Raw genomic sequence first — 19,401 nt, forward strand, 5'->3', positions numbered from 1 at the left:
TCAGCGCCTCCCCTGTCCCGATCGACGGGCAAAAGCAAGTTCGCTTTTGGGATCGAACAGATGAATACGTGCCGGATCGGCATCGATCACGAGCCGGTCGCCCTGGTGAGGTGCGAAATGGCCTGCCTCATGGATGATGATCTGCTCGTCCTGTCCCTCGAGATTGCCGTAGACGTAGGTCTCGGTGCCCAGGCCCTCGTGATACTGGACGACAAATGGCAGGCCCTGCCCGCTGGATCGCAAGAAATGCGCAGGCCTTATGCCGGCGAGAACCTCCTGCCCCACGGAAATGCCGGCGGGATCGACATCGCTGACGATCCTGCCGCCGCTCGCGACATCGATGGCGATGCCGCTTTCCGTGATGGCTGCAACCTTGCCCTTGATAATGTTCATGCGCGGTGAACCGAGGAAGCCGGCGACGAAGAGATTGCGCGGATTGTCGAACAGCTCCAGCGGTGCGCCCACCTGCTCGACCCGCCCGGCGCGCAGCACGACGATCTTGTCGGCCATGGTCATCGCCTCGACCTGGTCGTGCGTGACATAGATCATCGTCGTCTTGATCTCACGGTGGAGCTTGGTGATTTCGGCGCGGGTCTGGACTCGCAGCGCCGCGTCGAGGTTCGACAGCGGCTCGTCGAAGAGGAAGATGTCGGGTTCGCGCACGATCGCCCGGCCAATCGCCACACGCTGGCGCTGGCCACCGGAAAGCTGCTTCGGACGCCGGTCGAGATAGGGTTCGATCGCCAGCATCCTCGCGGCTTCGGCGATCCGCGCCTCGATCTCGGCGCGCTTGAACTTCAGGTTCTCAAGGCCGAAGGCGAGGTTCTTGCGCACGCTCATATGCGGGTAGAGCGCGTAGGACTGGAAGACCATGGCGATCTTGCGCTCGGCTGGCGAAAGCGCGCTGACGTCGCGTCCCCCGATCGCGATCGTGCCCTGCGTGACCTCTTCGAGACCGGCGATGACGCGCAGCAGGGTCGACTTGCCGCATCCCGACGGGCCGACGAAGACGACGAATTCGCCGTCCTTGATGTCGAGCTCAACGTCATGCAGGACCTTGACCGTGCCGTACGCCTTGTTGACGGTGGAAAGTTTCAGTTCTGCCATGCCCCACTCCCATCAGATGTCGCCGTTTCGAAGACGACGTCGTTTTCGTTCCAGCCTTGCGGCAGCGGTGCCGGCCGTGTGATCCGCACCTCGTTCATCGATATCCCGGTGACGTCGGCCACGTAGACGGCAGGCATTCCGCCGGGATAGTTCTGCAAGCCGATCACCCGGCCGTCCGAACCGCGGGTCCAGGCATTGGCCCGCCCGCCGCCATCGGCCCTCGGTGCGAGGTCGGCGTTCGTCGGACGCAGGTCATAGGTCCGCCCGGTGCCAAGCGTGCCGGCCTGCTGATCGATGGCGATACGGGCCAACGACACATTGCGGATGCCAGAAGGTGCTGCCGCAATGACGGTGATCGCCCCTTCCATACGGCCGGTCACGTCTTCGACGATCAGGTTTTCGATGGCGCCCGCGGGGCGTTCGGCGACGCGGTCGATGACATTGACGGTCAGCGCCTCCCCTGAGCCCCAAAAACCATCCGGTGTTTCCCGGCACTCTACCGCAATCCGCGAGAACCTCACGTTCGAGATCCGCCCGCCGTCGCGGGAGAATATGCCGAGCGCTCGGTTGGAAGCCGAGACATTGCAATCCTCGAATAAGACGTTGCTGACGTCACCATGCGTTTCCGTGCCGATCTTCAGCGCGCAGCTCAAACTCTCAACGGAGCAACGGCGAATTAGGATGTTTTCGCATCGCCCGATGGCGACGCCTTGAGGGCCGATGCTCGTCTTCAGGCATATGCCGTCGTCGGCCGTTGATATCCTGCAATCCTCGATGACGGCGCCACGGCAGGCGTCGAGCACGATGCCGTCGGTATTGGGAAGGCGGCGATCGTTTTCGATGGTGACGTTGCGGACCGTGAGATCGGTGCAGTCGACGAAATGCAGCGTCCACATCGGCGAGCGGCTAATGGTGACGGAGCTGATCTCGACCTCGTCGCAGCCTTCGAAGACGACGACGCGGGGACGAAATTCGGCCGGGATGAAGGTTCCCACGCTTTCATCGTCGCCTGTGATGAAGTTGTCGCAGCCGGCCTCGATGCGCCCTTCCCCCGTCAGGCTGATCCGCCGCGCACCGTTAGCGACAATCATGCCGCGGTCCGATTTCTCGGCGACCACCGAAACCGTCGTATGCGCATAAGCCGCATAATCGGGGACAGGACGCAGGATCGCGCCGGCGGCAAGATGCAGATCGACGCCGGAATGCAGCCGGAGCCCCCGGCAGAGGTGGATGCCCGCCAGGAGCTCCAGGCGGCCGCCGCCGGCAACCGAAAGACTGTCGATTTCGGACTGCAGGCGGTCGGTATTGTCGCCGTCGAGCGCCTCAATCGCGACGAGGGAGGAAGCACTCATTGGCGGCGGCCACTCTCGATAAGCACTTCGGTCAGAAGCAGCATGGTCAGCGCCTGGCCGTAAGGCGTCGGCAGGTTCGGGATGCGCCGGTAGAAATCGAGATCGTGACCCATCGGCGTGCCGTCGGAAACGCCGTGGACAACGCCTTCGTCATCGATCTGCGCCAGCACCGCCGCAAGCGCGCGCTCTGCATAGACCTTGTCGCTCTCGTCGAGAATGCCGGCGTCGATGGCGCGCAATATGCCATAGGCGATGCCCGCGGTTGCCGAGGTTTCGAGTGGCGAAGCCGGGTCGTCCAGAAGCGTCGTGAACATGCCGTCCGGCCGCTGGTAAGCCTTGAGCGAACGCACCTGGCTGACGAGGACGTTCGACAGGAAACGCCGGTCCTTCTGACTGAGCGTCGGCACGAGATCGAAGAGTTCGGGGATCGCCACCGTGATCCAGGCATTGCCGCGCGCCCAGAAGGCATTGGCGAAATTGTGCCGGCCGTTGAAGGTCCAGCCGTGATACCAAAGGCCGCTTACCGGGTCGGAAAGATAGCGAGTGTGGATTACGAACTGATAGACGGCCTCGTCAATCCAGTCGTCGCGCCCGCAGAGGACGCCGGCCTGGGCGAGGAAGAGGCAGGCCATGAACAGCGTGTCGTCCCACAATTCCCCGTCGTTGAGACGTTCCTTGACGACATGCTGGAAGCCACCATCCTCGGTCTTCGGCAGCTCCTTGACGAGCCATTCGGCCCAGTCCTCGACCAGCGCGCGAAAATCGGGACGCTCGACATGCTGAACGAGGATCGCGAGCGGCAGCATCGGCGCCGTGCTGTTGATCTGGCGCGGCGGAATACCCCGTTCGATTTGGGCGCTGTACCACGCAACGAGCTCCTGCAACGCCTTCTGGTCATTGGCGGATATTGCGCGGCGCAAGAATCCGTAAAGGCCGACGCCGACTTCCCAGTCCCATTCGTCGAACTGGATGCCGGAGGCGGCGCTGTCCGTGACGAGACCCTCCTTGATGCCCCGGAGTCGGCTGAAAGCCGTCGCCACGCGATCGATGGTCGTCAGGAGAGCGGCGTTGTCGACAGATGCTGTGTTCATGCTGGAGACCTATGTTTTAGGAGTAGAACGGCCCGTCAGTGCCGGCTTGGGACGCGGCGCTGTCGTGGGTGAGGATCGGGTGCGGCTGATCATGCGTGAACGGCCGGGCCTTACCGGCGATCGAAAGACCGTCGGCATAGGAAAGAGCAATCGCCGGACCGCCTGGCGGCGTCAGAGAAAGACGCCGAAGCGCCGGATCGAAGGAGACCACCGTCTGGCACAGGCGCTCGATGAAGGCCTTGAAAGCATCGTCATTGCCGGATGCTACGATAGAAGCCCAGCCGCAGAGCGACCCATGCGATCGCGCCTCGCGGCCGGCGGTCGGGCCGTCCGTGATCAGTTCCAGGCCGTTCGACGCCCAGAGGGCGGCAAATCCCCTTCCTGACCGGGCGATCAACCATTTGTCTTCGACGATCAGATCGTCGAGACCGTCGCGGCCGATATAGGCGTGCGTCCAGGCATGCCGCGCGTCGGCTGTATCCTCGATCAGAAGGGCGACGTCACGATGCTGGGCGACACGCGGCAGGATGCCGTTGCCGGCCCAATAAGACGGTCTTTGATTGCCCCACGGGTCGTCTTCGCCCGGGTGGTTGACCCAAAGTCTCGCCATTGGATGGCCGGCAAGCCTGATATCGAGAACATGCTGCTGATGCCCCTTCCGGCCGGTCTTGTGGTCGACAACCGTCGAAAGCTGCGCGGCCTCGTTCTTGAAGAGCACGAGCTTTCCGCTCTCCAGCCCTTGGCTGTAGCGCGCCTCGACGCTTCTTCCCCGCGAAAGCGAAGCAAGCTCGGCGAGATCGGCCGGCGGCTCATAATCGCCGGCGCAGAACATGGTCAGCGCGGCGACGCCGTTGTTGAGCCAGCCCGTGCCGAAGGCGACCTGGGCGAAGGGTGCAAGCTCGGTCAGCGGGCCCGCGCGCAGTTCCTTGTCGTAGGCGCGCCCCTGTGACCCGGCCGGAACGCCGGCGAGCGTATGAAGGGCAATCATGCGGAAGATGAGATCGATCTGGCCGCGGGCGCGATCGGCGATGCCGCTTTCAGCCCAGCGCTCCAGCGCCAGCAGGCCAATGAAGTCGATCGGGTAATAGGCCGCCGAATTCCATTCCGCCAGGCCATGCGCTTCGACGCTGTCGAACCAGCGCCCGAGCCGTTCGGCGGCGAGTTCCGCCTGCTGCCGTCCCGTCCGCCCCGAGGTCGAGAACACGTCGCCGGGCAGCAGAAGTCCGGCCAGCAGCTGGCTCGTATGGAAGCAGAGCACATGGTTCTCGCTCCAGAACCACATCGCGTCGTTGCCCGGCTCGTCAACCCAGTATCGGTAGGAGAGAACGGAATGGCGAATGCGATCAACCGTGGCCTTGGGCATCCGGTCGCCGTACGCGCCGAGCAGCCACAGCAGCGGCACCATGATGAAATCCGAGCAATCCTCCCGCGCATCGATGGAGGCGAGCGTCATGTCGACGATGCGATCGAAGCTTTCCTGGTCGTCATGACCGGTTTCCATCATGGCGATGAGCCGCCCGGCGCGGTTGGCGCCGAAGCGGGCGCTGTATTCTAACGCCTGGCGCTTGCGGGCGGAAAGCGACGCCGCTGCCGGCGATGGCAAGATGCTGCTCATGAAGGCGGCGTCAATGACGCGGGTGACCGAGCCCGGCCCCGACCCGATCGTCATGTGGATACCGTGATAACCGTCGGCAATGCCGCAGACATCCTGCGCCGTCAGCCGGCTCTGACCTGCGTGGAGGGTCAGTTTCGCATCGGCGAGGACCGGCCGCTCGTGACCATGTCCGAACACCTTGAGCTCCACCGGCAGGTCGCGCTCGGGCGCCGTGTCGAAGATGATCTCCAGCGGCTCTCTGACGAAGACGTCGCGCGCCGGCCGCACGCCGCGCGAAAGGGCTTCCAGCTCCCGCACCTCGTTGTGATCGAGCGCTACCGGCAGCAGCACTGAGAGCGGCTCCTTGTCCAGCATTTCGAGCTCGAAGAACCAGGTCGTGTCGCGCTCGGCAAGATCTTCGCTATGGACGAGAATCTCGTTGTCGCCGGCTTCGAGCGGCAAAGCTATCTCGGTTGCGCTCTCGACGTTACGCTTGAAGGGCTCGAAGCGAACCGCCTCCCGCCCGTTGACCCATATGCGAACGCCGCCGCAGGTCTTGAGCGCGAGATTGAGCGCACGCGGCGCTTCCGTCCTGAAGGTGCCCTTCAGCCAACGCCTGACATGCGTGGGCACGTGCCAGAAGCTGGTGAATTCGACGCGGCGGTTCGAGCCGGGAAGATAGAGGCTTTCGGTCGGCCAGGACGTGTCGGGGATGAGCTCGCGGCCGACCATGGTCGACCAGAAGGCCTTGCGGCAGGGCAGGTCGCCGACATCGACGAAACCGTTGATGAAACGATAGTTCACACGGTCTTCGGCGGGCGCCGGCTCGCCGGGAAAATGGCTCGCGATGAGCGCTGATACCGCCCATGCCGTTATCGTCTGCCCCTGGCCCACGCCATATGCTGGCGCCATGTCGTCCGGCTGCTTGATGCTTTCCGTTTTCACAGATCGCCTCCTCCGCAATCTCATGAAAATATTTTCACTTGGTTATTTTGATGCGCGATTTCTGAAAATTGCTCAAAAACATCGCTATTCGCGTAGAAAATAGCTTGACGGAATGAATGTCAAGTATATGAAATTCGCTTATCGATGGCTGATGCCGCGATTGATGAAAATGTTTTCATGGGAGGATGAAAATGAAAACCTATCTATCAGGGGCTTTCGCACTGGCGCTGGCCACCGTTTCTTTCGCATGGTCGAGCGTCGCCATGGCGGAAACCCAGACGATCACCTTTCTCTTCACCGACGACGACCAGGCTTACGTCGAGCGCATGGAAGCGCTGAGCAAGGAATTCGAAACCGCGCACCCCGACATCAAGGTGAATTTCGTCTCGTCGGGCTATGATGCCGTCGCCAAGCAGCTGCCGGTGCAGCTTGCCATCGGCGAAGGTCCTGACATCGCCAAGATCACCGACTGGCAGCTCGCGCCCTATTACCTCGACATGCGCCCGCTGATGAAGGATCCGGACGGCTTCGCCAAGCTGCACGGCGACAGCCTGAACACGCTTCGCTTCCCCGGCGTCAACGATCCGAATTCGATCAACGGCTACGTCGCGTCACAGACCTTCAACCTGCCCTTCGTCAACAAGACGCTCTTCGAACAGGCGAACGAACCGCTTCCGCAGCCGACCGCCACGCTGAAGGAAATCGTCGAAGCCTCCGCCCGGGTCGCCAAGGCGACCGGCGCCCAGATCCCCTTCACGATGGACCGCTCCGGCCACCGCTTCTCGGGTGCCGCCTTCTCCTACGGCTCGAATTACGTCAAGGACGGCAAGTTCTCGTTCCCTGACGATGCCGCCAAGCGCTACATCACCGATCTCTACAACTGGACGAAGGACGGCTCTTTCCCCAAGGAAATGTGGGGTGCTGCCGGCGGAACCCAGTACAAGAACATGGGTGACGAATTCGTCAACGGCAATGTCGTGACCTATCTCGCCGGCAACTGGATGGTCAATCCGTTCCAGAAGAAGATCGGCGACGGCTTCGACTGGACGGCACTCAGCGCGCCCTGCGGCGATGCCGGCTGCTATGCTATGCCCGGCGGCACCGCGATCGTCGGTTTCAAGCGCACCAAGCACCCGGAAGCCGTGGCCGCCTTCATCGAGTTCCTCGGGTCTGAAAACATCCAGCGTGAAATCGCCGAAAACTACGTCATCCTGACCGGCGCCGACATCAAGGATCCGCAATACAAGCTCGAGAGCAAGAACGCCAAGGATGCCATGGCCGTCTTCCTCGCGGCCCGCAACAGTGCGCCGCAGGCAGCCCGCGATCTGGAACGCCTCAAGGGATCTGGGGCCATCTATCAAACGATCGTGCAGCGGATGAGCCAGCTGTTCGTCGGCGAGCTTTCCCTCGAAGAGACCTTCAAGGCCATGGCCGCAGACGTCGACAAGGTCAACGTGACGCTCGCCGCCAACAAGTAACCGGCCGCGCCTGTCTCCCACAGATTGCGCGCCGCATCAGCCACGGCCTCGCAACGGGCCGTGGCTGATCGTTTTTTGTCCATGCTTCGGCTCATCCTTCCGGCCGGCCGGTACAGCGCGGAAGAGATCGGCTTGCCGCCGACCGGCATCTCGCCGGGACCGATGTTACCGTACAGTGGAGCGGCTTCCCCAGTATTGCGCCCGATCAAGTATATTCAGCCAGCCTTGTACATCAGGCAGAGAAGTCGTCGTGACAGGCGCCACGGGAGAGGCTATAGGCGTCGTGGTCAGTTCAAAACGCCGACACCCCGGTTACGTCAGCCGTCGATCCGTCTACCACATAGAGGTGCATTCCATGCCGATGGGTTCCGAACATCCGCTGCGCAGGGAGTTGCATAACGAGCTGCATGCGCGGCCGTCGCTTTACTTCGATGGCGATACCGACGTCTGGCATGTCGCCATCGTCGGCGACAACGGCTCGCCTCTGCTGCCGGATTCCCTTCCGGGATTGGAGGACGTCTCAACCACCCTCGGAGGCAACCACGGAATCGGCCGCTTCGGCGACGGCCGGCTGAAATGGGAGGCGCATACCGAGTTTCTAAGCCTCACCTTCGTCGCTCCGGCAGCGTCTGCGCCCGGCAGCCATCCGCCCGAGGCTTTCAAGGCCTGCTGCGACAGGATCGACGGAAAGGTGATTGCAGCCGTCCGGGTGCTGGTGCGCGACGAGAAGGACGGGCCGGCTCTCGAAAAACCCAAGCTCGACTACGTCGCCTCCAGGGTCGGCGGCGGCGATGCCGAAGTACATTCGAATTTCCGCCTGAGCGACAGCGGTTTCGTCGAATTCCTGTTCTTCAACCACAACCTCAACGCCTATCGCACCGGCCGCATGGTCCGGCGCGTCCTCGAAATCGAGACATACAGGATGATGGCGATGCTGGCGATGCCGATGGCGCGCGAGACGATCTCGCAGCTCTCGGCCTTCGACCGGCGCCTCGATCTGCTGATCACGCACATGCAAAGCGCCGTCAAAGTCGACAAGGCGCTGCTTTCCGAAGTGACGAGGCTCTCCTCCGACGTCCTCAACTTCTCCGCGCTTGCGCGCCACCGCTTCGGGGCGACCAAAGCCTATGCGGAGATCGTCACCAGCCGGGTATCGGAGCTGCGCGAAGAGCGCGTCGAGCAGCGCCAGCGGATCGGCACCTTCATCGGACGACGCTTCCAGCCGGCCGTGCGTTCCGTGCATGCCGCAGAACGCCGCCTCGACGAACTCGCCGAACGGGTCAGTCTCGCCGGCGATCTGCTCAGAACCACCGTTCAGGTTCAGCTCGAGGATCAGAACGCTTCGCTGCTGACCTCGATGGAAGAAAGGGCGCGAATCCAGGTGCATATCCAGCAGGCGGTCGAAGGCTTCTCCGTTATCGCCATCACCTATTACACCGTGGGCCTCGCCAAGATCTGCCTCGAAAGCATTACCGAGCTGGGCGTCGATCCGCATATGGCCAAGCTCGCGGTGCTTGCAGCCATCCCGCTCGTGCTCTTGGCTGTGTGGACCGCCGTTCGCCACGTTCGCAGAAGCATTGCCGGCGCCCCACACAGCCCGGTATCCGGAAATCGCTGACGCGCCGATACTCAGGCTGCCGCAAGGGGACTTCAGGCCTCTTCACGAGCCTCCTCGCTTCCTTCCAGCTTGTGAAGAAGCGCCCTCATGACGCGATGCGTCCTCTCAATCTCGGTGACCTCGAGACCGTCCGCGAGACCACTCGCCCATGGAGCCTGGAGGCGCATGGCCGCCTCGCAGGTGATCCGTCCCTTTTCCGTCAGCACGACGAGTTGCGCGCGCCGGTGATGGGGGTTGGCTGCAAAAGCGACGAGCCCCTCTTTCTCCAGATCGTTGACGATGCGCTGCACGTTCTGGCGGTTGGCTCCCATGTCGCGCGCCAGCCAGGCGACCGGCTGCGGGCGTTCCGAAGCTTCGATGGTGCCGAGAACTTGCCAGCGCGCGCTCGTCAGCCCGAGATTGGCGACGAGCCTGTCTCCTGACGTCAGCATCCGGTTGTTGAGCCTGAACAAGTCAAGGATGAGCTTGGTCAATGCGGATCCCGCGGCGGTTCGTTCAACTTCAGCCATTTGTCACCATGCAAATAAATTGACATCATAATGTCAATATCATATGTTTTCTTCATGTCGAATTGACACCATGGAACCATAGAGACCGGAGCAAGTCATGCCACATTTTCGTCCGATGGACCCCACCTTCCCGATCGACCGGCAACTCGGCCTCGAAGCCTCCCCGGTCGTGCTGGTCAACCTGTTCACCCTCGACAAGGCGGACGAGCCGAGATTCCTCGAGGTCTGGCAGGACGACGCCGCCTTCATGAAGCGCCAACCCGGCTTCATCTCCACGCAGTTGCACCGCGCGCTCGGCGAAAACCCGACCTATCTCAATTACGCCGTCTGGGAATCCACCGCGCATTTCCAAGCCGCCTTCGTCCATCCTGAATTCAGGGCGAAAACCTCTGCTTATCCCTCGTCGGCGGTCGCGTCACCGCATCTCTTCCAGAAGGTCGCAGTCGCCGGCATCTGCGTGGCCTAGGGCCTTTCCGGGTTAGATCGAAGCATTCTGTTGCTCAAACGGCGTCGGATGGTCGACCGGCCGGCGCGCGTCCTAGCCCGGCTCTGCGGCCAAGACGGCGGGGCGATAAGGCGGCCCGCTTCGGCACCGGCTCCCTCGACTTGAGGTGCGCTGCAAATAACTTGAAATGAGCACGTCAAGCCCTTGTTTTATAGCCGCTATCTTCCACCGAAACCGGAGCCCACGCTGATGCCTTTGTAGATCACCCGCTGCAGCACGATGGCCAGGATCACGCCCGGCACCATGGAGATCGTCGCACCTGCCATGATGTAATTCCACGAGGTGCCCTGCTGCGTCTGGAACAAGGTGAGCCCGAGCGGCAGCGTGGCTTTATCGAGGCCGCTGGTGGCGATCAGCGGCCAGAGAAAGCTCTTCCACTGGGCGATGAAGGTGAAGAGCGCCAAGAGGCTGATCGCCGGCATGGCGAGAGGAACGATGACCCTGACAAGGATGCGCAGCCGCGAGGCGCCGTCCATCATCGCCGCCTCGTCGAGATCCTTGGGAATGCCGAGGATGAACTGACGCAGCAGGAAGGTGCCGAACGACGAAAATGCGACCGGCAGGATCATACCGTGATAGGTGTTGATCCAGCCGAGCTTGCTGACGACGAGGAAGAGCGGGATGACCAGCATCACCTGAGGGATCATCAGCGTGCTGAGATAGGTGAGCAGCAGCCCCTCGCGGCCGGGAAACCGCAGCCTGGCGAAAGCATAGGCAGAGAGACAGGATACCACGATGACGATCGCGGTGACGCCGCAGGCGACAATAACAGAATTCAGGAGGAAGGTGCCGAAGGGCAGCGACACCAGCGCCTCGACGAAATTGCCCCATTGGTATTCCTCGGGCAGGATGCGGACCGGCACGGCCATCACTTCGGTGTTGGAACGCACCGCGTTCGACACCATCCAGAAGAAGGGAAAGAGGAAGAGCAGCGCGACCAGCGACAATGTGGCATAGCTGACGAAGCTGCCGATCCGTCGCAGGATGCGATGTCGGGACTGGGAATGCCGTGAAGTCGCGTCATTCATCATAGTGCACCCATTTGCGCTGCATGTGGAACTGCAGGATGGTCAGGCCCATGATCATCACGAACATCACCCAGGCGAGCGCCGAGGCATAACCCATCTGGAAATTGGTGAAACCCTTCTGATAGATGGCGAAGCCGAGGGTGGCTGTTGCCGAGCCCGGACCGCCGCGCGTCATCGCGAAGATCTCGTCGAAGACCTGCAGCGAGGTGATGGCCGTCATGACCGTGGCGAAGAAGACCGTCGGCGAGATGAGCGGCAGACGGATGCGCCAGAAGCGGCGCCAGGGACCGGCGCCGTCGATCATCGCCGCTTCAAGATAATGCTTCGGCACCAGGTCGAGCGCGGCGTTGAACATCACGACGTTATAGCCGACATTGGCCCAGAGCGTGACGAGCACGACCGCCTGCATGGCCCAGCTCGAACTCAGCAGAAAATTCGGCAAGCCGAGGCCGAGCGAGCGGATGATGCTGTCGGCGAGCCCGTCTGGCGTGAAGATCAGCAGCCACACCACGGAGGCTGCGATCGTCGGGGTAAAGGTCGGCAGGAAGAAGATCACCCGGAAAATCGCCTTGCCGCGCTTGAGGCTCGATATCCAGACCGCGAGCGTCAGGGACACGACGATATTCAGCGCCAGATATTCGACAGCAAGAACAGCGTATTGCTCAATATGGTGTAGAAGGCCGGATCGACGGTGAAGAGCTTTATATAATTCTGGAATCCGACGAAGGACGGCGTCTTGAGCAGCTGCCAGTTGGTGAAGGAGAGCGCCAGTGACGCCAGGATCGGCAGGGCCATGAAGATCATGAAGCCGAGGAAACTCGGCAGCAGGAATAGCATGGCCGTCTGCGTTTCAGGCTTCAGAAAGCGCCGTGGCTGACCAGGCTGCAGGCTTATTTCGGCAATGGCGCTTTCCGACATCCCTTCCTCCATGCGCGGCAGCTCCTTCCGCCGCGCTCTAGAGCAATTCCAGCAAAAGCGTGCAACGGTTTTGCGTCCGGAATTGCGTGAAAACAAAGAGATAGAGCATTTCCGTGATTCAAAGAAAAACGGAGATGCTCTTGCGCGACATGCTCTATTGCTGCACGAGGCTCTGGATGGACTCCATCGTCTGCCTGGCGTCGGCGCTGCCGCCGAAGGCGGGTGGGAAATATTGGTTGAAGAGATTTTCCACCGCCGCCCAATTGTTGGTGATCACATAGGGCACCGAATGCGCCAGCGAATAGTCGAGCGCCTCGCCGCCATTGGTGATGTCCTTGGCCGCCACCTTGTACCAGGAGGCTTGCGAAGCCGTGCGCGCCGGGAGCGCGCGCCCCTGTTCGGCGAGATACTGCAATGCTTCCGGACTGGTCAGCACCTGGATCGCCTTCCAGGCCGCATCCTTGTTCTTGCTCGTCGTGGAAATGCCGAAACCTGATCCCGCCGTGACGGCCGCAAGTTCCTTGGCGTCGTCACGCGGCAGCGTGGTCAGGCCGATCTTGAACTTCGCCTTGTCCTTCATGCCGATGATCGACCAGGGGCCATCGACATACATGGCGACATTGCCCGAGTTGAAGCGACCCTGGATAACCGTGCCGACATCGGCGCTCGACGGCACCAGCGGCGCGACCTTGTCCTTGGCGGCAAAGCCGATCACCCTTTCGGCAGCGGCAATGGCGCTTGGATTGGTAAGGTCGAGTTCCCCGGCGTCGTTCACGTATTTGTCGCCCCAGGCCGAGGCCAGGACCGAATAGTTCTGTGGGGTGATGCCGAAGCCGTACTTGCCGTCCTTCGTCAGCTTCTTGGCGGCATCGGTAAACTCGGCGAGCGTCCAGCCCGGTTTCGGCAAGGGAATGCCGGCAGCTTGGATCGCGTCCACGTTATAATAGATGACCCACGGACCGACGTCATAAGGCAAGCCGTAAAGCTGCTTGTCGACGGACATGCCGCCGATGATCGAAGGGGTAAAGGCCCCGATATCGAACTTGTCGGCGGCGATGCGGTCGTTCAGCGGCTCGAGCAGCGAATAGAAGTTCGGCATGCGCAGCGACTGCATGGACACGATGTCGGCAAGCTGGCCGGACGCCGCCAGCACCGGCAGCCGCGTCCAGTAGTCGACCCAGCCCGTCGTCGTCAGCGTCACCTTGATATCGGGATATTTGGCAGTCACCATATCGGCCAGGTGCTGCCAGCTCTTGGTGTCGGCCTCCGAACCGGTCCACATCTGCCAGGTCAGGTTGACCTGCTCGGCCGAAGCGGATGTGGCAAAGAGGCTTCCGCCGATTGCGGCGAGCAAAAGCGTTTTCTTCAGAACCTTCATGGGTTTCTCCTCCCTCCATGACGCAATGAACACGCGAATGGGACCGAGTTCATGCCTTGAGGATGATCTCGATCACCGGGACGGTAACGTCCGGTCGCCGGACCGGCAGCTCGAGCATGACCATGCCTTCCGGCACCATCACGCCGACATTGGGATCCACATCCCTGGTGTGGGTGAGCCAGCGCACTTCGCTGGCGTCATGCAGGAACTGCACATAGGCGATCCTGCCGGCGATGCCCTCGATGTGGATGTGGCGGTAAGGCCAGTTATAAACATGCAGATACAGTCGGTTGCCCCGCTGGGTGTAGCGGCAGCCGGCCGGTGCCGGAAGTTCGGACGGACCGGCTCCATAGATGGAGCGCGCGTTGACGGCCATCCAGTTCTGGTAGACCTCGAGCGCGGCGATGGCGCGCGCATCGAACGTGCCCCGCCCGGTCGGGCCGACATTCATGAGGAGGTTGCCGCCGAGCGCAACGGAATCGATCAGCAGCTGGATGATCTGTTCCGGGCTCTTCCAGCTATCCTCGTCACGGTGATAGCCCCAGGAGCCACTGAAAGTGTGGCAGGCTTCCCAGAGCACCCCTTGGCTCGCGATGGCGGGCGCCACGCGTGGCGTATATTGCTCCGGCGTGGTTATGTCGGGCAAAATTCCCGGCGGCAGATCGAGGCGGTTGTTGATGATGATTTCGGGCTGCAGCTCGCGCGCCAGTTCGACCAGCCGCTCGCTCTCCCAGTCTGCGCGCCCCTTGCCGGGCAGGCCGCGATATTCGCGGGCGGGCCCGGGATAGCTGAAATCGAACCAGATAATGTCGACGCGACCGAAGCCGGTCAGAAGCTCGCGCACCTGTTCGCGCATATAGGCCGCATAGTTGGCAACGTTGCGGCCGGCATTCAGCGCCTTGGCTTCGGGATGGTTGCGCAAGGGATGGTGAAGGTCGATCGGGAAATCCGGATGATGCCAGTCGAGCAGCGAATAATAGAAGCCGATCTTCAACCCCTCGGCGCGGAAGGCCTCGACCAGCGGCGTCAGCAGATCCCGGCCGCAGGGGGTGTTCGGCGCCTTGTAGTCGGTGACCTTGCTGTCCCAAAGGCAGAAACCCTCGTGATGCTTGGTCGTCACCACGACATATTTCATGCCGGCGAGACGGGCGCGACGCGCCCATTCCTTGGGATCGTAGAGGTCGGGATCGAAATTGTCGAAATAGCGCTGGTAATGGTCGTCGCTCAGCTCTTCGCGGTTCTTCAACCACTCGTGCCGGGCTCCAAGAGCATAAAGGCCCCAATGGATGAACATACCGAGGCGGTCATAGCTGAACCAGGCGTGCTTACCCGCCCCCGATGCCGAATTCTCCGGCAGGCGCTCCGAACTCGTCACAGGTTTCTCCTCCCTGTTTTCCGGTTCCACGTCATGTCGAACCGGTTCGGTGAGTGAACATCTTCCTTGATCCGGCGCCTGTCAAGGCGAAAATCACAAATCGCAAAACTGCCGATTAGGCCGTGCTGTAGAGGCCAATAGACGGCGCGTGTTGCAACGCCGAATAAAATCTGACAAAAGAAAGCTCTAGAACCGGTTCGATAACATGACGACCATACGAGATGTCGCGCGCCTGGCGGGGGTTTCGATCTCGACTGTCTCGCTCGCGCTCAACAGCCCGAAAAAGGTGGGCGCCGAGACGCTCGAGCGCATCCGGCAGGCGATACAATCGACGGGCTACCGCATCGATCCGGTGGCGCAGACGCTGGCGCGCGGGCGAAGCTCGCTGATCGGCTTCGTTGCAGCCAATCTCGGCAACATGTTCTTCGGCGACGTCCGACGCGAGATCGAGCACCAGGCGCTCGACCACGGCTATTTCGTGCTGATCGCGGATTCCTCCGGCAGGGCCGATCTCGAACGGGCGTTGCTGGAGCGGCTGCAGGCGCAGAAGATCGCCGGCATCGCCTTGGCGGCAAACGGACACGGCGAGGAATACGCAACCTTCTTGCGCGACTTCAAGACGCCGATCGTCATGTTCGACCAAAAGGTGGAGGGTGCGGCGCGTGATTTCGTCGGCTCCGACAATGCGCTGACGACGACCATCCTGGCGGAGCACCTGCTGCAACTCGGCCACCGACGCATCGCCCTGATCTCCGGACCGAGCAGCCTTTACACCGCCAACGAGCGCCTGACGGGATTCTTGAACACGATGGCCGGCGCCGGGGTCGAGGTCGATCCTTCGCTGGTGGTCGAGGGCGGGTATACCAGGGCCGGCGGCCACGCACAGGCAATGCGCCTGCTGACCCGCCGCGACCGGCCGACTGCCATTATCGGCGCCAACAACATGACCGGCCTTGCTGCTTTGCAGGCGATGCAGGAAATGGGCTTCCGTTGCCCCGACGACGTATCGCTAGCCATGGTCGACGACGTGCCCTGGAGCAACGTCATCACGCCCCGCATCACCATGGTCGTCCAGGATGCGCAGAAGCTCGGCGAACTCGCTGCACAGCGTCTGCTGGCCAGGATCGCAAGCCCCGAAGCCGCCGCCGAGCCGCCGCAGGATTTCATCCTGACGCCGCGCTTCGTGCGCGGCGAGTCGACCAGACGGCTGTGAGGGCTTCCGGGGCGAAGCTGCGCCAAAGCACGAGAGAACCTCATCCTTGTAGGTTGCCGTTGCTATATGGTGGGGCCGGGAGACGGGGAGGCGCTTCATCCTCAGGTTTGGAACTCGTACCTCAGCGCGCATCTCCGTCGCCATGTCTTGGCTCGAACGGTTGCTGGGCTTTGGGCCCGCGTTGCAAGGAGGAGCAGTCATGCATGCCGCGGCGTCGAAGACCCTTTCAAGGCGCGGGATAGATTCGACCGGCTGGCGGCGATCATTCTGAGCCTCTGTGATCTCGCGGAAAGCTCCCCGAGCTAACGGGCAGCAGTAATCCGCACTTCATCCGACATCTCCGCACCGATCGGAATCCGAAGCGTAAACGTCGTGCCGTTTCCGCGGCTACTTGTCACCACTATCGATCCCCCGTGAAGCTCGATGATCTGCTTGACGAGATTGAGGCCGATGCCGGTGCCGGCAATACCTGTGGAGCTTCTGGCGCGAAAATAACGCTGGAACATCTTCGGGAGGTCGTCGGCGTCGATGCCGATGCCCTCGTCGCGCACGGCGATGCAGACGTTATCTCCTTCCTGCCATCCCGTAACGTGGACGTTCGGAGAGTCCGGCGCGTATTTCACGGCATTCGAAAAGAGGTTGCTGAAGACCTGATCGAGAGCGGGATGATCGCCGTAGATGGTCGAAGGAAGTCGATCGAGGTCGAGCAAGAAGCGATGGGACCGCCGGATGCTTTCCTGACGTGCGCTGCAGGTTCCGATGATTTCGGCAATCGAGCACGGCTTGTGCACGATGCTGATCCGGCCATGATCCAATCGCCCGGCCGCAAGAATGCTTTCCATCAGTTCGAGCATGCGCGAAACCGAGCTGCGGATCTGATCGGCTTTTTCGGAGAGAAACTCCGGCGTCGCCGCCTCCTTGCGCCGAATGAGCCGCTGCGCCGCGCCGTCAATCACTGCGAGCGGCGTACGGAACTCATGCGACGCCATCGAGACGAACTGGCGCTGCAACTCGTTGATCTGCTTTTCCTGTTCAAGCATGCGTTCGAGCTCTTCCGTCTGCCTCGCCAATTCGACCGTGCGGGAGCGCACCATCTCTTCAAGCGTGTCGCGGTGCTGCAGCAAGGCCTTTTCGGCGCGCTTGGCCTCGGTGACGTCGACGACTGCCATCAGCGACGCGGCCTTACCCTTATAGGTCAAACAGGTGGAATAGACGGTGACTTCGATGGCCGTGCCATCTCCCTTGAGATGCTGGGAGCAACGGGTCGAGGCGGGATGTTCGACGTCGAAGAGGAGAACCTCGGGTCGGTTGAATTCCTGCGGCGCCTCGATGTCGGACAGCCGCATCGTCAGGAATTGTTCCAGACCGTAGCCGTAGTGATCGATGGCGGCCTGGTTTACGTGGAGAAATCGCAACGTTTCACGATCGTAAACCCACATCGGCATCGGGTTGCCTTCAAACAGCAGCCTGAACGACGCCTCCTGCATCTTAAGATCGGTGATGTCGACACGTATGCCGACACTGCCCCCTTCGGAGATCCGGCGTTCTTCGATCCGCAGCCACCGGTTTCCGGGCAGGCGCTGCTCGTGTTTGCTGCTGGGCTCGGCGTGATGAGCCAGCCTTTCCGCCAGCCATTCCTCTTCCCGGCCGACTGCTTCGGGATATTGGCCGCGTTCGAGGCCTGCACGCAGACGGTCTTCGAAGCGCATGCCTTTCTCGAGCATATCGCCGCTTTCGGCATAAAGCTGTTCGTATCTCCTGTTCCACAGGACGAAGCGGTCTTCCGCGTCGAACAATACGAGGCCTTCCGGGACGACTTCGAAAGCCGCCAGAAGCCGGGCATGCGCCGCCCGCGCCTCCTGCTCGGCGCGTTCCGCCTGGGCGTGCGCCTTGGCAAGCGCCCTATCAGCCAGCCAGGCCTGCGTGATATCCTCGTGGGTCGAGACCCAGCCGCCGTCCTGTGTCCGCTGATGATAGCCACGGATGATCTGGCCGGACTTGAGTTCCTTGATCCAGTCCTGAGGCGTGTCGCCCTTGTTGGTCGCTTCTGCCCAGGCAAGATAGTCCGAGGTCGAGGTGGCGGGAACGGCGCCGACCCCGTGTCTTAGATTCAGAATGTCTTCGAGCGACTGCCCTGGATGGATGACGGAGGGATCAAGCCCGTAGACTTCGGCATAACGATTGTTTGAAAGCAGCAGCCGGCCGCCTTCGTCAAACAGGCAGACGCCTTGGCCCATACTGGCAAGGGCCGTGTCGAGCTGCTCGTTGCGCCGCCGCAGGCGCGCGTGAACAGAACCGAGCTCGATATGTCGTTTGATGCGGGCGACGAGCTCGCCGGCGGAGACAAGATTGGAAACGCAATCCACCGCGCCGGCGGCAAGCCCTCCAATCCGGCTTTCCTCGTCCTCCGGCAAGACGAGGATGATCACCGGAATATCACTCGTTAGCGGATTTTCCTTCAGACGCCGGCAGTCTTCGAGACCATGTCCCTCCGGCGACAGGGCGTCCAGCAGAATAAGTTCCGGCAGCGGTCGCTCGGCGGCGAGTTGGTGAAACTGATCCCGGTCGAGGTGAACGCGCAACGCTATACCATGTCGTTCAAGATCACCGCCGACACCATGCAGGCCTGGCAACGCGCCGCCCATCGCAAAGATTCTGTGCAGTTCGCCGGACACGACCGTTCCCCCGTTCGTCCACATGGACGCGACCATAAGTCGTGCCGGTTAACATGCCCCTCACCTACGGTCAGCATCATGGCATTCCTCATTCTATGGTTGAAGAAAAGTTTGCGGGGGGTGGGTAAATATCAGGTGATGCAAGCGGCAGGGCGTTCTTCGAAGTTTTCACCGATGTCGGCTGGACCGACCTACCGTTCGTTCCATGCCCTTGCGCAGGATATCCAGGCCGCGCTGGTATTTTTCGGTGTTCTTGCCGGCTTGTTCGGCCTGTCGGAGATTGTCTTCGAGATCGGCCTGTTTGACCGGCAGGGCCAGCGGGTTCGCTGCGGCGCGCCTGACGAATTCCTCGTCAGGCTCGTCGGGACGTCGGGTCAAAGCATCCACCGCGGAAATGATCGCTGGCGGAAAACCTTCCTCCCTCAGCCTGTCGAGGGTCCAGCCGCTGCCTTTTTCGGCGACGTCGTGAAGATAGGCGACCGTCCGCGCGTCGTCACCCGAAACAAGGAGGGCGACCCGCTGACAGTGCTCGAAGAACGGCTGGCCGGTCTTGTCCACCTGCCCCTTATGCGCCTCGATGGCGATTTGCATGGCATGATCGAGATGCTGCATGGC

Annotated in this window: 14 protein-coding genes and 1 pseudogene; 4 read left to right on the top strand and 11 right to left on the bottom strand. The window is 61.8% G+C overall.

Annotated features, from left to right (window positions below; all coding sequences use genetic code 11):
• Genes J0663_RS23405 through J0663_RS23420 form a run of 4 tightly spaced genes read right to left on the bottom strand, consistent with a single transcriptional unit; the run spans position 1 to position 6,089 of the window.
• Positions 1-1,107, bottom strand: a complete 1,107-nt coding sequence (locus tag J0663_RS23405) for an ABC transporter ATP-binding protein (protein WP_207245316.1) — start codon at positions 1,105-1,107, stop codon at positions 1-3.
• A complete protein-coding gene (gene pglB / locus J0663_RS23410) occupies positions 1,095-2,459 on the bottom strand; it encodes a polygalacturonase PglB (protein WP_207245317.1) in 1,365 nt (454 codons plus the stop codon). Before pglB ends, J0663_RS23405 begins: the two co-directional genes overlap by 13 nt.
• On the bottom strand, positions 2,456-3,550 hold the full coding sequence (gene bglB / locus J0663_RS23415) for a beta-galactosidase BglB (protein WP_207245318.1): 1,095 nt from the start codon (positions 3,548-3,550) through the stop codon (positions 2,456-2,458). The genes pglB and bglB overlap by 4 nt, the downstream gene beginning before the upstream one ends.
• Positions 3,551-3,566: 16 nt before the next feature.
• Entirely contained in the window at positions 3,567-6,089 is a 2,523-nt protein-coding gene (locus tag J0663_RS23420) for a hypothetical protein (protein WP_207245319.1), read from the bottom strand.
• 191 nt (positions 6,090-6,280) lie between these two features.
• On the opposite strand from J0663_RS23420, the gene J0663_RS23425 reads away from it, so the two are divergent.
• Together J0663_RS23425 and J0663_RS23430 are read left to right on the top strand one after the other, a co-directional pair.
• Entirely contained in the window at positions 6,281-7,567 is a 1,287-nt protein-coding gene (locus J0663_RS23425; protein WP_207245320.1) for an ABC transporter substrate-binding protein, read from the top strand.
• 355 nt (positions 7,568-7,922) lie between these two features.
• Entirely contained in the window at positions 7,923-9,185 is a 1,263-nt protein-coding gene (locus tag J0663_RS23430) for a DUF3422 domain-containing protein (protein WP_207245321.1), read from the top strand.
• Positions 9,186-9,217: 32 nt separating this feature from the next.
• Here the strand turns inward: J0663_RS23430 and J0663_RS23435 are convergent, their stop codons facing one another.
• Entirely contained in the window at positions 9,218-9,694 is a 477-nt protein-coding gene (locus tag J0663_RS23435; RefSeq protein ID WP_207245322.1) for a MarR family winged helix-turn-helix transcriptional regulator, read from the bottom strand.
• 97 nt (positions 9,695-9,791) lie between these two features.
• Here J0663_RS23435 and J0663_RS23440 point away from each other — a divergent pair, with 97 nt between their 5' ends.
• Entirely contained in the window at positions 9,792-10,160 is a 369-nt protein-coding gene (locus tag J0663_RS23440) for an antibiotic biosynthesis monooxygenase family protein (RefSeq protein WP_207245323.1), read from the top strand.
• Between the two features lie 197 nt (positions 10,161-10,357).
• On the opposite strand, the gene J0663_RS23445 is transcribed toward J0663_RS23440, so the two are convergent.
• The 4 genes and pseudogenes from J0663_RS23445 to J0663_RS23460 all read right to left on the bottom strand — a co-directional run bounded on the left by J0663_RS23445 (position 10,358) and on the right by J0663_RS23460 (position 14,898).
• Entirely contained in the window at positions 10,358-11,230 is an 873-nt protein-coding gene (locus J0663_RS23445; protein WP_207245324.1) for a carbohydrate ABC transporter permease, read from the bottom strand.
• Positions 11,220-12,145, bottom strand: a pseudogene (locus J0663_RS23450) (carbohydrate ABC transporter permease). The gene J0663_RS23445 and the pseudogene J0663_RS23450 overlap by 11 nt, the downstream one beginning before the upstream one ends.
• A 154-nt stretch (positions 12,146-12,299) precedes the next feature.
• Positions 12,300-13,523 (bottom strand): ABC transporter substrate-binding protein, encoded by a 1,224-nt coding sequence (locus J0663_RS23455; protein ID WP_207245325.1) that lies wholly within the window; start codon positions 13,521-13,523, stop codon positions 12,300-12,302.
• A 49-nt stretch (positions 13,524-13,572) separates the two neighbouring features.
• Positions 13,573-14,898 (bottom strand): alpha-L-fucosidase, encoded by a 1,326-nt coding sequence (locus J0663_RS23460; protein ID WP_207245326.1) that lies wholly within the window; start codon positions 14,896-14,898, stop codon positions 13,573-13,575.
• Positions 14,899-15,103: 205 nt separating this feature from the next.
• Between J0663_RS23460 and J0663_RS23465 the strand changes: the two genes are divergently transcribed.
• Positions 15,104-16,111, top strand: coding sequence for a LacI family DNA-binding transcriptional regulator (locus tag J0663_RS23465; RefSeq protein ID WP_207245327.1), 1,008 nt, complete (start codon positions 15,104-15,106; stop codon positions 16,109-16,111).
• A gap of 302 nt (positions 16,112-16,413) precedes the next feature.
• Here the strand turns inward: J0663_RS23465 and J0663_RS23470 are convergent, their stop codons facing one another.
• Both J0663_RS23470 and J0663_RS23475 read right to left on the bottom strand, forming a co-directional pair.
• A complete protein-coding gene (locus tag J0663_RS23470) occupies positions 16,414-18,810 on the bottom strand; it encodes a PAS-domain containing protein (RefSeq protein WP_207245328.1) in 2,397 nt (798 codons plus the stop codon).
• A 144-nt stretch (positions 18,811-18,954) separates the two neighbouring features.
• Positions 18,955-19,398, bottom strand: a complete 444-nt coding sequence (locus tag J0663_RS23475) for an HD domain-containing protein (RefSeq protein WP_207245329.1) — start codon at positions 19,396-19,398, stop codon at positions 18,955-18,957.
• Positions 19,399-19,401 lie beyond the last annotated feature (3 nt).

This window comes from Rhizobium lentis (assembly GCF_017352135.1).
Taxonomy (GTDB): domain Bacteria; phylum Pseudomonadota; class Alphaproteobacteria; order Rhizobiales; family Rhizobiaceae; genus Rhizobium; species Rhizobium lentis.

What these genes read in the sequence shown, in the direction of transcription:
- J0663_RS23405 (WP_207245316.1), bottom strand. Translation starts at nt 1,107, where the DNA reads ATGGCAGAACTGAAACTTTCCACCGTCAACAAGGCGTACGGCACGGTC.
- pglB (WP_207245317.1), bottom strand. Translation starts at nt 2,459, where the DNA reads ATGAGTGCTTCCTCCCTCGTCGCGATTGAGGCGCTCGACGGCGACAAT.
- bglB (WP_207245318.1), bottom strand. Translation starts at nt 3,550, where the DNA reads ATGAACACAGCATCTGTCGACAACGCCGCTCTCCTGACGACCATCGAT.
- J0663_RS23425 (WP_207245320.1), top strand. Translation starts at nt 6,281, where the DNA reads ATGAAAACCTATCTATCAGGGGCTTTCGCACTGGCGCTGGCCACCGTT.
- J0663_RS23430 (WP_207245321.1), top strand. Translation starts at nt 7,923, where the DNA reads ATGCCGATGGGTTCCGAACATCCGCTGCGCAGGGAGTTGCATAACGAG.
- J0663_RS23435 (WP_207245322.1), bottom strand. Translation starts at nt 9,694, where the DNA reads ATGGCTGAAGTTGAACGAACCGCCGCGGGATCCGCATTGACCAAGCTC.
- J0663_RS23440 (WP_207245323.1), top strand. Translation starts at nt 9,792, where the DNA reads ATGCCACATTTTCGTCCGATGGACCCCACCTTCCCGATCGACCGGCAA.
- J0663_RS23445 (WP_207245324.1), bottom strand. Translation starts at nt 11,230, where the DNA reads ATGATGAATGACGCGACTTCACGGCATTCCCAGTCCCGACATCGCATC.
- J0663_RS23455 (WP_207245325.1), bottom strand. Translation starts at nt 13,523, where the DNA reads ATGAAGGTTCTGAAGAAAACGCTTTTGCTCGCCGCAATCGGCGGAAGC.
- J0663_RS23465 (WP_207245327.1), top strand. Translation starts at nt 15,104, where the DNA reads ATGACGACCATACGAGATGTCGCGCGCCTGGCGGGGGTTTCGATCTCG.
- J0663_RS23470 (WP_207245328.1), bottom strand. Translation starts at nt 18,810, where the DNA reads ATGTGGACGAACGGGGGAACGGTCGTGTCCGGCGAACTGCACAGAATC.
- J0663_RS23475 (WP_207245329.1), bottom strand. Translation starts at nt 19,398, where the DNA reads ATGCAGCATCTCGATCATGCCATGCAAATCGCCATCGAGGCGCATAAG.